The 12,131-nt window shown below is 62.2% G+C and carries 9 protein-coding genes; 7 read left to right on the top strand and 2 right to left on the bottom strand.

Annotated elements, in window-relative coordinates:
* Positions 1-9 precede the first annotated feature (9 nt).
* From KUW17_RS14285 to KUW17_RS14275, 3 genes are all read left to right on the top strand, one after another.
* Complete coding sequence (locus KUW17_RS14285) at positions 10-1,005, top strand: ABC transporter substrate-binding protein (protein WP_222480262.1); 996 nt, start codon at positions 10-12, stop codon at positions 1,003-1,005.
* Between the two features lie 100 nt (positions 1,006-1,105).
* Positions 1,106-1,912 (top strand): taurine ABC transporter ATP-binding protein, encoded by an 807-nt coding sequence (locus tag KUW17_RS14280; RefSeq protein WP_019294822.1) that lies wholly within the window; start codon positions 1,106-1,108, stop codon positions 1,910-1,912.
* A complete protein-coding gene (locus tag KUW17_RS14275) occupies positions 1,909-3,174 on the top strand; it encodes an ABC transporter permease (RefSeq protein WP_222480260.1) in 1,266 nt (421 codons plus the stop codon). The genes KUW17_RS14280 and KUW17_RS14275 overlap by 4 nt, the downstream gene beginning before the upstream one ends.
* A gap of 69 nt (positions 3,175-3,243) precedes the next feature.
* On the opposite strand, the gene KUW17_RS14270 is transcribed toward KUW17_RS14275, so the two are convergent.
* Positions 3,244-5,679, bottom strand: coding sequence for an FAD-dependent oxidoreductase (locus tag KUW17_RS14270; RefSeq protein WP_222480258.1), 2,436 nt, complete (start codon positions 5,677-5,679; stop codon positions 3,244-3,246).
* Positions 5,680-6,348: 669 nt separating this feature from the next.
* Here KUW17_RS14270 and KUW17_RS14265 point away from each other — a divergent pair.
* From KUW17_RS14265 to KUW17_RS14250, 4 genes are all read left to right on the top strand, one after another.
* Positions 6,349-7,473, top strand: a complete 1,125-nt coding sequence (locus KUW17_RS14265; protein WP_222480256.1) for an extracellular solute-binding protein — start codon at positions 6,349-6,351, stop codon at positions 7,471-7,473.
* A 153-nt stretch (positions 7,474-7,626) separates the two neighbouring features.
* Positions 7,627-8,739 carry an ABC transporter ATP-binding protein gene (locus KUW17_RS14260; RefSeq protein ID WP_222480254.1) on the top strand — a complete coding sequence of 371 codons (1,113 nt, stop codon included), beginning with the start codon at positions 7,627-7,629 and terminating at the stop codon, positions 8,737-8,739.
* A 12-nt stretch (positions 8,740-8,751) separates the two neighbouring features.
* On the top strand, positions 8,752-9,672 hold the full coding sequence (locus tag KUW17_RS14255) for an ABC transporter permease (protein WP_222480251.1): 921 nt from the start codon (positions 8,752-8,754) through the stop codon (positions 9,670-9,672).
* Positions 9,669-10,964, top strand: coding sequence for an ABC transporter permease (locus KUW17_RS14250; RefSeq protein ID WP_222480249.1), 1,296 nt, complete (start codon positions 9,669-9,671; stop codon positions 10,962-10,964). Before KUW17_RS14255 ends, KUW17_RS14250 begins: the two co-directional genes overlap by 4 nt.
* Positions 10,965-11,035: 71 nt before the next feature.
* On the opposite strand, the gene KUW17_RS14245 is transcribed toward KUW17_RS14250, so the two are convergent.
* Positions 11,036-12,040: a helix-turn-helix domain-containing protein gene (locus KUW17_RS14245; protein WP_261397213.1), complete on the bottom strand. Its 1,005-nt coding sequence runs from the start codon at positions 12,038-12,040 to the stop codon at positions 11,036-11,038.
* Positions 12,041-12,131 lie beyond the last annotated feature (91 nt).

Here is a 12,131-nt window from a genome sequence, read left to right as displayed (position 1 = left end):
ACCATTAATATGATCAAAAAGTATCTGCTTTCAACAGCCTGTGCAGCCGCGGCCGCGATTCCGGCGACCCAGGCTTCGGCACTCGACGAAATTACCGTGGCCTATTTTCTTGAGTGGCCGATGCCGTTCCAGTTCGCCAAGGCCAATGGCACCTATGAAGAAGAGATGGGCGTCAAGATCAACTGGGTCTCCTTCGATACCGGCACCGCGATGTCGGCGGCGATGGCCTCGGGCGACGTGCAGATTGCCGTCAGCCAGGGCGTGCCGCCGTTCGTGGTTGCGACCTCTGCCGGGCAGGACATCCAGACCGTGGATGTGGCGGTCAGCTATTCGGACAATGACAACTGCGTTGTCGCCGAGGCGCTGGAGATCGACAAGGAAAACGCCGGTGAATTGAACGGCAAGAAGGTGGGCGTGCCCATCGGCACCGCTGCGCATTATGGCTTCCTGTCGCAGATGGCGCATTTCGGGGTTGATGTCGGGTCGATGGAAATCGTCGACATGGCCCCCGCCGACGGTGCGGCGGCCTTTGCCCAGGGCAATCTGGACATGGTCTGCGGCTGGGGCGGCGCGCTGCGGCGGATGCTGGAGCACGGCAACGTTCTGCTGACCGGTGCCGAGAAGGAAGAGCTGGGCATTCTGGTGTTTGACGTGACCAGCGCGCCTGCGGGCTTCATCGCGGAGGAGGGTGCGCTTCTGAGCAAGTTCCTGAAAGTGACCGCAGATGCCAATGCAATGTGGAATGCGGGCGACAGCAAGGATGAGATGCTGCCGGTGATTGCCAAGGACGCAGGTATGGACCTGGCCGATGCCGAGGCCACCATCGCGACCTTCAGCTTCCCCTCAGCTGAGGACCAGCTGTCCGGGAAGTGGCTGGGCGGCGGCGCCCAGAGCTTCATGAAGGGCGTGGCGGATGTGTTCGTGAACGCGGGCAGCATCGAGGCCGCGCTCGACTCCTATGACGGTGCGGTGAACAGCGCGCCGCTGGAAGCTGCGCTGAACTGAGCTGGAAGAAACCGGCGATACCGGACGGCCCGCCTGCCGGGGCGTCCGCTCCCGCGGTTGCAGCGCGGCTGCATACTGGCGCTAACAGGAAGGGGAAGCGATGTCGGGACTGGACATCAAGAGTGTCTCCATGCGTTTTGACCTGCCCAACGGCAGTTCGGTTCAGGCGCTGAAAGACGTTTCATTGAATTTGCAGGCGGGGGAGCTGCTGTCGGTGCTGGGCCCGTCGGGCTGCGGCAAGACCACGCTGCTGAATATTCTGGCCGGGTTCCTGGCCCCTACCGAGGGCGAGGTGGAACTGAACGGCCACGTAGTGACCGGCCCCGATGCCGAACGCGGTATGGTGTTCCAGAAGGGCGCCTTGTTTGAATGGATGAACGTCCGCGACAATGTGGAATTCGGCCCCCGGATGAAGGGTATGGGCAAGGCGGAGCGGGAAAAAATCTCGGACCACTTGCTGGAAATCGTCGGATTGCAGGACTTTAAGGAAAAGGCGGTTTATGAACTGTCGGGCGGCATGCAGCAGCGTGTGGCGCTGGCTCGCTGCCTGGCGAATGAGCCGGACGTGATCCTGATGGACGAGCCGCTGGGCGCGCTTGACGCGCTGACACGGGAGAAGATGCAAGGCCTGGTGCTGAAGCTGTGGAAGGAGACCGGCAAGACCATCATCCTGATCACCCACTCGGTGGAGGAAGCGCTGCTGTTGGGCGAGCGGCTGATCGTGATGGCGCCGCGTCCGGGCCGCATTCACCGCGAATACCAGCTGCCCTTTGCTGAGCGCGGCGTGAATGCGGACCTGCGCGACGTCAAGAAATCCGAAGGCTTTGCCGAGACCCGCGATGAGATCCTCTCGATGATCTGGGAGATGGAAGAGGAGATCATGGGCCGGACGGAGCAAGTGGCATGAGCGTACTTCTGTTTTATATCGCGCTGTTTGCCGGAGCCTTTTTCCTGGTCCAGGTTATCCGCAAAGGGATGCAGTCGCGGCAGGACTTCACCAGCCTCAAGACCGTGACCTTCGGCGACGAAAGCGCGGTCACGCCGGACCGGGCGGCGTCGATCATATCGGTTCTGGTGATTTTCGTGATCTGGGCGGCGTTCACCGGCTCCAAACTGTTTCCGATCCACGTCCCAGGGCCATTCACCGGTGAGACCACCTTCACCTACACGCTGGAAAACGCCGATGGCGCCACGGATGACGCCGATGTCACCGTGCGGGTCTTCGGGTTTGGCGAGGACGTCCAGAAGTTCGAGGTCGAGGGCGGCGGCGGCTTTGCCGCGAATGACGCGCTGGCGGCGCAAGCAGGGCGTTCGACCACGCTGCTGTTTGACAAGAACGACGAGGCCAAGCGCCGGGACGGCGCAAAGATCGTGGCGATCAACGGCGAGCCGATTGCGATTGGCGGCGCAGTTGACACCGGAGACGGCACCGTGACGCTGACTGGAAAGGGCGCAATCAGCTTTACCCCGGACAGCGGCATGCAGATGAACCCGATTTGGCTGCCGGCCCCGGAAACCGTGGTGTCGCGGTTCTTTGAGATCGCCAATGAGGGCTATCAGAACTTCTCGCTGTGGCAGCACCTGGGATGGTCGCTTCTGCGGGTTGTGGCGGGTTTTGTGACCGGCGCTATTGTTGGCATCCCGCTGGGCTACGCGATGGGCCTTTCCGGCTGGTTCCGCGGCTGGTTCGACCCGATTGTCGAATTCATGCGGCCAGTGCCTCCGCTGGCGCTGATCCCTCTGGTGATCATCTGGTTCGGCATCTGGGAAACCGGCAAGATTGTTCTGCTGTTCCTTGCGGCGCTTTGGATCATGACCATTGCGGCGCGGGCCGGGGTGTCAGGCGTGAACATCTCAAAGATCCACGCAGCCTATTCCTTGGGTGCCTCCAAATGGCAGATCATGCGCCATGTGATTGTGCCGAACTCGCTGCCGGAGATCTTCACCGGCGCCCGGGTGGCGATGGGGGTTTGCTGGGGCACGGTTGTGGCCGCCGAACTGGTTGCCGCGCAAAAGGGTGCGGGCATGATGATCATCGCCGCGTCCAAGTTCCAGCTGACCGATATCGTGATCATGGGCATCGTGCTGATCGGTATCATCGGATACGGCATCGACATCCTGATGCGCAAAGCGGAGAATTTGCTGGTGCCGTGGAAAGGCCGCAGTTGATCTGACATTGGCTTTGGCAAGGAAGACGCCCAGGGATTTCCCTGGGCGTTTTATTTTTTGGAAAACGGTTCAGCCGCGGATGCGTGCAAAGCCCGGATCGTATGGGGACGGCGCAATGACGGTGGCCGAAACCATTGTTCCGCAGAGATCAAGCTGCATGGTGCTGCCCTCCGCTGCTTGATCCGGATCGACAAAGGCATAGGCCAGGTTCATGCCCACCCGGTGCCCCCAGTCGCCAGAGGTCACGGTGCCCACGACCTTGCTGCCTTGCATCAGCGAGGCGCCGCCGTGGGCCGGCGCATGGGTCGCGTCCACTTTCAAAGTGACCAGCTTCTTGCGAAGGCCCTCTTCCCTGCGCCTCAGCAGGGCTTCCTTGCCAATGAAATCACCCTTGCCGGTTTTCACAAAACGATCCAGTGAGGTTTCATAGGGGTCGAATTCGGTGAGAATGTCGGCCTTCCAATGCAGGAAACCTTTTTCCATGCGCATCGAGTCCACCGCCCTCGCACCGAACAGTTTGAGGCCATGGGCTTTCCCTGCCTCGCGCAATGCGAGATAAGCCGCGTAGAGCGAGGCATTGGGCACGTGGATCTCATAGGCCAGCTCGCCCGAGAAGCTGACGCCCAGGACGGTCGCCGGCGAGAACCCGATGAAGCATTCGCGCACCGACAGCCAAGGGAACGCATCCTTGGACCAGTCGCCGCGGGAACAGGCCGAAAGCACATCGCGCGCCTTGGGGCCAGCCAGAACCAGAATGGTCTGCTCATTGGTCAGCGAGCGGATCTGCACGTCCTCATCCGCGCGGATGTGCTGGGTCAGCCAGTCCATGTCGTGGTATTCACTGGCCGCCGCTGAGCCGTACCAGACCCGCGCAGGACCGCGGTCCGAGGCAGGCAGGTTGGCCACAGTGGCCTCGCCTTTGACCATACCTTGGTGGTTCAGCAAATAGCCAAGGCCGACGCGGCCGCCGCGCTTGGCGACGGCACCGCAGAACATCCGGTCAAGGAAGATGTGGCGGTCCGCGCCGGTGATCTCAAACCGGTTGAAGCCATTGACCTCGCACAGGCCGGCATTCTCTTGCACGTTCTTCACTTCGGCTTCGATAACATCAAAGGCTTCGTCGAAATTGAAGCTGAGCGAGGGGTGGAAGTCCGGCGCGGGCTTGATGTAGTCCATCCTTTCCCAGCCGTTTACCACGGTGAACTCCGCCCCCTCGGCTGCCAGCGCAGGAGTGAGCGGCGTGGTCTTGGCGGGGCGGCCGGCCGGGCGGTGCTCATGCGGGAAGTGGAAGCGGAATTCGTTCTGGTAATCCTCAATCGCCTTCAGCGCGGTCAGCTCCACATTGGTGTGGGTGGTAAAGCGGCGCGGGTCGATGCACCAGGTGTCATAGCAGGCTTCGCCATGCACGATCATCTGTGCCAGAAGCCAGCCGTGGCCGCCCCCTTCACCCAGGCCTGCGCGCAAACCGATGGCGCAGAACGCGTTGCGCTTGCCCGGGATCGGGCCGATCAGCGGCGCGCCGTCGATGGTATAGGTGATCGGGCCGTTCACGATGGACCGGATGCCGGTTTCGCGCAGCGCGGGCATCCGCTCGAACGCACCCTCCAGCACGTCCATCACCCTTTCGAGGTCATCGGGGCAAAGGGCGTTGACGAAATTCGGGTCGATACCGTCCATGCCCCAGGTCTTGCAGTCCTGTTCGTAGAACCCGATCAGCAGGCCGTTCTTTTCCTGGCGGCAGTAGTAGTCTGAGATCGGGCAGCGGATCAGCGGCATCCGGTGGCCTGCGTCGATGATGCCTTGGATGTCTTCGGTCAGGAAATACTGATGCTCCATCGAGGCGACCGGATGGTGCACACCCATCATAGCGCCGACCTCATTCACCCGGTATCCGCAGGCATTGACCACGACATCGCAGTCGATGTCGCCATGTTCCGTATGCACGGTCCAGGTGTCGTCCTGGTGCTGGGTAAGGGCGGTGACCGGCGTGTTGCGGTAGACCTCGGCGCCTGCTTTTCGGGCGTGATAGGCCAGCGCCTGGCACAGCTGCGCCGGGTCGATGTCGCCGTCCAGCGGGTCCCAGAGACCCCCGATCATGTTGTCAGTCGAGATCAGCGGGTGGCGGCGGGCGCATTCCTCCGCGTCGATCACTTCGAGATGCACGTCCATGCCGCGCGCCATGGAGGCGAAGTGGCGGTAGCCCTGCATCTGCGCCTCGGTGTTGGCAAGCCTTATGCCGCCGTCGCCGTGGTGGTAGTTGATCGGATACCCCGGGTCTTCGGCCAGTTTCTTGTAGAGCGCGATGGAATGGCTTTTCAGCCCGACCATGGTCTGGTTCATGCCGAAATTCGTCACCTGCGCTGCCGAGTGCCAGGTGGTGCCGCTGGTCAATTCGTTGCGTTCGACCAGAACAACATCGCTCCAGCCTTCCTGGGTGAGGTGGTAGAGGGTGGAGCAGCCGGCGATGCCGCCGCCGATCACCACAACCTTGGTGCGCGATTTCATGGATGGTCCCTCCCGCATAGATCCAAAATGACTAAGCGGCGTGGCGGCTGCGGCGGCAAGCCAGGCAGGCGCATTTTGCAGAAAATAGAAAGCAAGCTTGAGCGAATTGCGAAGATGGAGCCGCAACGATCCGGCTTCGGGCGCAAGCGGCGGCAAAAAACACCGTGGCAGGCTGCGGTGCGGCTCGTCATTAGCGCAACTGGCACTCGGTCGCGGGTAAGGCCGAAGAAGTCAGATAGCGCGTGAAATCCGGCGGCGGTTTCCGCTGCGGCAGGGACCGCGCTCGGCTTGCACCTGTCCATTTGCCAGGGCGCTCTGGCCCTGGTGGATAGCCCTTTGCCAGAGGCCCGGTTTCGTTAACCCCTGCCCGTGTCACGATGTTTTTACCTGCCTGTAGGATACAGCTTTCTGCTGGCATGAGGCGCAGGAGCGTTGACGGCTTGCGCCTCGGCGCGCAAACTGCGCCCACAGCGATGGTTTCAGGTAAAGGTGCAGATGCCGTGGAGGATCTCTATACGCGCCGAAACTGGCGCCATGTGAAGCGGATTGGCAAGTAAACTGGTCTTATCAATATCCAAAACTGTCACTGTCGAAGGCAGGCAAGCCTTTGCAAGGTTTCACAGTTGAAACAACAAGAACAATCAACAGTCCAATGGGAGAAGTTTAAGAATGACTGGAAAGAACACGGTTACCCGCCGCACTTTGCTGAAAAGCGCAGGCGCTGCAGCCCTGGCGGCACCGCTTTATTCCAAAAGCGCACTGGCGTCTTCGGGCGAAGTCAACATTCTGATGTGGTCGGACTACCTGCCGCCGGAATTCATTTCGGGCTTTGAAGCCGCGACCGGCATCAAGGTGAATTACACCGGCATCGGGTCGAACGAAGAAATCATCAACAAGATGAAGGCCACCAAGGGCCAGGGCTTCGACATCGTGTCGCCGACCAACAACCGTTCGCTGCAGTGGGGGCCGCTGGAACTGCTGCGGCCTTTCGACATGAACAAGGTCAACATCGACGCAGTGAACCCGGCGATGGCCAAGATCGGCACCGACGCCTGGAACTTTGGCGGTGAAGGCGTGCACTGGCTGCCGCACATCTGGGGCACCGAGGGCATCGCCTACCGCACAGACCTGTGGCTGCCGGAAGGTGACGCGCCTTCCTACGGCGACGTCTGGTCGGAAGAGAATGCCGGCAAGACCATGGGCCGTGCGCATTCGATGATGCTGGGCGCGGGCCTCTACATGGAGCGCACGGGCGAGATGGAGCCGGGCTCTATCTGGGCGGCCTACGACGACGAGGAAACCATGCGCAAGGTCTGGGGCCAGGTCACCGACTGGTGCGTCGCGCGCAAGGACCGGATCAAGCTGATCTGGAACGACGCCGACACCCAGAAAAACGGTCTCCTGAACGAAGGCGTGGTGGTTGGCCAGACCTGGGACGGCCCGCCGCTGGCGCTGAAGTCCGCGGGCGAGCCGGTGCACTACCAGGCGCCTGTCGAAGGTGCGATGGCCTGGGTCGACGGCATGTCGATGCCGGTCGGTGCCCAGAACGAAGAGCAGGTCTACGCCTTCATCGACTATGCCTACAAGCAAGAGCCGGCAGGCAAGGCGATTGACAGCCACGGCTACAACTCGCCGGTTCTCGGCGCGGACAGCTTCTCGGGCGATGTCTACAAGAAGAACTTTGCCGAAGCCTATCCGGGCGACTCGCTGGCCAACCTGAACCCCTGGCCGGCCGAGGCGCCGTGGTACGCCGATGTGCGCACCGAATTCGTCAACAAGTTCAAGAGCGCCTAAGCAGCGCGCTTGAGTAACCTGGCCCCCGGGGCACACCGGGGGCCAGCCGCGCATCTTGCGGCACCATTACATACGAACAGATACGGATAGCAGGTCTTGCGGGGCCGGTGGCGTGCCACCGGAATGGAGGTTTGCATCCCAGGGAGAAGCCAAATGAGTGCAGGGGTCGGCGTTAATCTCGAGAACCTCTGGATCCGCTTCGGTGACTTTGTCGCCGTGCGCGATGCCAATGTGAACATCAATGGGGGGGACTTCTTCTCCTTCCTGGGGCCTTCGGGCTGCGGTAAGACCACCATTCTGCGCGCGGTCTCGGGTTTCCTGGAGCCCAGCGACGGTAAGGTGCTGATCGGCGGCAACGACATGAAGGGGATCGGGCCGAACAAGCGCCCCACCGCGCTGATCTTCCAGAATCTGGCGCTGTTCCCGCTTATGAAGATCTGGGAGAACATCACCTTCTCGATGGAGATCAAGGGCGCCTCCGCCAAGGAGCGGCGCAAGCGTGCTGACGAGCTTCTGGACATGATCGCGCTGCCGGGGCAGGGCGACAAGCTGCCTTCCGAACTGTCAGGCGGCCAGCGCCAGCGGGTGGCCATTGCGCGCGCCTTGTGCGCCGAACCGGATGTGCTGCTGCTTGACGAGCCGCTGTCGGCCCTGGACCTGAAGCTGCGCCAGCACATGCGCACCGAGCTGCGCGAGATCCAGCAACGGGTCGGCATCACCTTCATCTATATCACTCACGACCAGGGCGAGGCGCTGACCATGTCCGACAACATTGCGGTGATGAAGGCGGGCGTGATCGACCAGATCGGCGACGGCAAGACCATCTACAATGACCCGTCCACCGCGTTTGCGGCGTCCTTTGTGGGCGAAAACAACGTCTTCCGCGGCAAGGTCAAGCGGATCATGGGAGAGGAGGCGCTGATCCAGACCAACCGCTCCGGCGAGCTGGTGGCACGGATTTCCTCTGCCAATCAGGGCCGGATGAAGGAAGGCGACGCGGCCATGATGTTCATCCGCCCCGAAGCCTTTGCACTGGCGCCAGCGGGGGCATCGGGCGACCATTTCGTGACGGCCAAGGTCAATCACGAGGAATTCGAAGGCAATGTCTTCAACATCTTCATGGAAGGCGACGGCGGCAAGGAGCTGAAAGTCTCGATCCCCAACCTCGGCCAGTCCTTTGAGGATCACACCGGCCAGAACATCACCCTGGAATACGAGACGAAAAACGCCGTCATCGTGCCCGCGGGTGAGCTGGCCGCGGAATAAGGAGGCCACGCCATGCCAAGCTTCCTGAAGGAATTCTTCAAACGCAACGGCACCGGCATGGGCAGCTTGATGCTGGGCCTGGTCCTGTTCTGGACCATTGGCCTCATCATCCTGCCACAGCTGTCGATGCTCGACTTTTCGTTCCGTCCCAACCTGCCGCCGCCAGAAATCGGCGGGCCCAAGGACGTCTACACGCTGGAGAACTACAAATATCTGATCTACGGCCCCGAGGGCGGCAGCCAGGACTATAACGCGGTGGACCTCAAGGTGTTCTTCCGCACCTTGGTGGCAGCGGTCTGCGTCACCGTCTTCAACCTGATCCTGTGCTACCCGATTGCCTATTACCTGGCCCAGACCAAGGGCAACCACATCCGCATCTTCGCGCTGATGCTGATCATCCCCTACTGGATCAACGAGATTCTGCGTGCCTTTGCGCTGCGCATCATCTTCGGCGAGACCGGGGTTCTGAACAACATGCTGGTGGGGCTGGGGATCTTCGATACGCCCTTCGACTTCATCCGCAATGACATCGCGCTCTATGCGGGCCTGGGCTACGCCTACATCCTGCTGATGATCTTCCCGATCTACAACGTGATCGAGAGCCTGGACCGCAACCAGATTGAGGCGGCGCGGGACATGGGGGCGAGTTGGACCAAGATCCACCGCCGGGTGGTCATCCCCTACGCCAAGCCGGGCATCTCCTCGGGCTGCACCATGGTGTTCATGCTATCGGCCGGTGCCCTGGCGGCACCCCAGATCCTGGGCGGGCCATCGTCCTTGTGGTTTACGCAGCTGATCTATCAGCAGTTCAATGACAACTCAGACTGGCCGCAGGGTGCCGCCTATGCGGTGGTGCTGCTGGTCACCTGTATTCTGCTGGTGCTGGCCGTCATGCGCCTGTTCAAGGTGAACATGGGGGATATCGGCAAATGAAGAACTTCACCTTTATGCGCCTGAGCCTCTGGGTCTACCTGGCGATCTTCTTTGCCTATCTGCTGGGCCCCCTGGTGATCATGTCGGCGACCGCCTTCAACTCGCCTTCGTTCCCGCGGATGACACCTTGGGAGTGCTTGACATTTGAATGGTTTTCGGCGCTGTTCCAGGATGAGCGGATTTTGAACGGCATCTGGAACTCGATCCTGGTGGGGGCGGGCACGGTGGTGCTGTCGGTGGCGATGGGCCTGGCGGGGGCGCTGATGCTCACCCAGATCTGGCCTAAGCTTCGGGCGACCTACTATACCGTTATCATCGCACCGATCCTGATCCCCGGCGTCGTGCTCGGTATCTCGACCCTGGTGTTCTGGGACCGGATCAACCGGATGCTGGGACTTGGCGCCGATAGCTTCCTGTCGAACGGGCTGTTCCTGACCATCATCGGCCAGTCCACCTTTATCGCCAGCTACTGCATGCTGGTGCTGGTGGCGCGTCTGCAGCGCTATGACATCGCGCTGACCGAGGCGGCTCTGGATCTGGGTGCCACCCATGCCCAGGCCTTCCGCAAGGTGCTCTTGCCGTTCATGCGGCCGGCCCTTGCGAGCGCTGCGGTGCTGGCGTTCCTGGCAAGCTTCGAGAACTACAACACCACCACCTTCACCTTCGGCGAATACCCGACGCTGACCATCGAGCTGGCGCAGAAGGTCCGCTATGGCATCACGCCGGCGATTTCGGCGCTGGCCTTCATCATCGTGGTGCTGACGGTGTTTGCAGCGCTGTTCAATGAGGCCAGCATCCGCCGCAAGCAGCTGGTGGCCGAGGCACGCAAGAAGGCAACCGTGGAAGAGCTGGAAAGCGGCAAGCTGCGGCTGCCTGGCTTCCTCAGCTCCAATGCGGCGGCGGTGGCGCTGGTGGTTGTGGCCTGTGCGACGGTGGCGGTCGTTGGCACCGCGACGGTGTACAGCCCGGCGCAGTGCATTGCCGATGTTCAGGAGCAGAAACGCCTGGAGACTGAGGAGCGCATCCAGGAGCTGCGCCGACAGCGCGAACTGCGCCGTCAGCAGCAGCTGGAAGAGCAGGGCGACGCCGCCCCGGCCCAAACCGCGCCCTCCACCGGCTCCGGCAACAACTCCGGCTTTGGCGGCGTGTTTGCCCCGGGCAGCCTGTCGGGCGACGGCGAGGCGGCGCCTGAAGCAGAGCAAGAGCCGCAAGGCAACAGCTCCGGCTTCGGCAATATCTTTGACCCGAATGCCCTGTCGGGCGACGGCGAGGACAGCGGTTCCGGAAACTGACCTCCTCCGCCCTGAAACACCAAAGGCGGCCCTACGGGGCCGCCTTTTTACGTTGCCGGGACCGGCTGCTGTCAGGCCAGGGAACCCGCGGGGTGGCGGTCGGCATAATATTGTTTGCGGAAGGCCTGCGGGCTGGTCTTGTACTCGCGCTTGAACCATTCCGTCAGGCTGCTGCGTGAGCCGAAGCCGGTGGCGGCGACGATCTCGGCCAGCGGCAGAGTGGTGTGCAGCAGGAGCTGGCGCGCCTTTTCAATGCGCAGCTTGCGGTAGGCCGCCAGCGGGCTGGTCTGCGCCTTCTGCTGGAACCGGCGCTCCAGCTTGCGCGGCGACACCCCGGCCTGCTGGGCGATGTCGCGGATCAGAAGCGGTTCTTCCAGGTTCTGCTGCATCAGGTCGAGGATCTTGACCACCAGCGCATCGCCGCCGGCGGTCTGGCGCAGTTGCAAGGAGACCTTCGACTGTTCCGAGGCCGGGCCAAAGGCGAGGCCCAGGTAATCGCAGACCGCATCTGCAATGAAGGCGCCGCGGTCGGTGCGCAGGAAATTGGCCAGCAGCCGCAGCGCGGCAAAGCTGCTGACGGCGGTGCTGATGCGGCCTGACGTGGTGGTCAGGGTGCCAGCCGGGGCGCAGATCATCTGCTCCTCTTCCGCCGCGGCGGCAAAATTCGTATGCACCGCGGTCTCGACCGCGGCATTCAGGCCGGTTTCCGGCAGCAGGAAAATGGCGCTGCCAGCAAACAGGCAGCGCTGCGCCTGGCGGCAGATCCGCTGCAGGCTGGCTTTCTCGCCTGAGTTCAGCGGCCAGCGGCTGGAGATGCCGCCGAGGAAAATGACAGTCTGCGGCTTCCAGCCGTCCGGCACGGTACGCATCTGCGATGCCAGATTACGCACGGCGGTGCGGTAGCCGCTGTCGGGAAACAGATCGTTGGCGGCGCGGAAGACTTCGCAGATCATCTGGGCCGCGGCGGGCGAATCCGGCTGCGGCAGAATGATTTCGACATCGTGAAAACGGGCCAGGGCCGCGCTGTCAGCGGTTTGCCGGGAAGCTGGCACGGTCAGCGGTTCGAGACGGGACATCATTCTCTCCTCTGAGCGGGACATGCAGGGATGCAGCGGTAAAGTTAGGCTGCAGGGATGCCCCGCCGGACGCACCGGCGGGGCAGCAAGC

Origin of the sequence: Leisingera aquaemixtae (assembly GCF_019801145.1) — a bacterium.
Lineage (GTDB): Bacteria > Pseudomonadota > Alphaproteobacteria > Rhodobacterales > Rhodobacteraceae > Leisingera > Leisingera aquaemixtae_A.
This window is presented reverse-complemented; position numbering and strand designations above follow the sequence as displayed.

Excerpts from the sequence above, each read along its gene's own strand:
- KUW17_RS14285 (WP_222480262.1), top strand. The coding sequence starts at position 10 with ATGATCAAAAAGTATCTGCTTTCAACAGCCTGTGCAGCCGCGGCCGCG.
- KUW17_RS14280 (WP_019294822.1), top strand. The coding sequence starts at position 1,106 with ATGTCGGGACTGGACATCAAGAGTGTCTCCATGCGTTTTGACCTGCCC.
- KUW17_RS14275 (WP_222480260.1), top strand. The coding sequence starts at position 1,909 with ATGAGCGTACTTCTGTTTTATATCGCGCTGTTTGCCGGAGCCTTTTTC.
- KUW17_RS14270 (WP_222480258.1), bottom strand. The coding sequence starts at position 5,679 with ATGAAATCGCGCACCAAGGTTGTGGTGATCGGCGGCGGCATCGCCGGC.
- KUW17_RS14265 (WP_222480256.1), top strand. The coding sequence starts at position 6,349 with ATGACTGGAAAGAACACGGTTACCCGCCGCACTTTGCTGAAAAGCGCA.
- KUW17_RS14260 (WP_222480254.1), top strand. The coding sequence starts at position 7,627 with ATGAGTGCAGGGGTCGGCGTTAATCTCGAGAACCTCTGGATCCGCTTC.
- KUW17_RS14255 (WP_222480251.1), top strand. The coding sequence starts at position 8,752 with ATGCCAAGCTTCCTGAAGGAATTCTTCAAACGCAACGGCACCGGCATG.
- KUW17_RS14250 (WP_222480249.1), top strand. The coding sequence starts at position 9,669 with ATGAAGAACTTCACCTTTATGCGCCTGAGCCTCTGGGTCTACCTGGCG.
- KUW17_RS14245 (WP_261397213.1), bottom strand. The coding sequence starts at position 12,040 with ATGTCCCGTCTCGAACCGCTGACCGTGCCAGCTTCCCGGCAAACCGCT.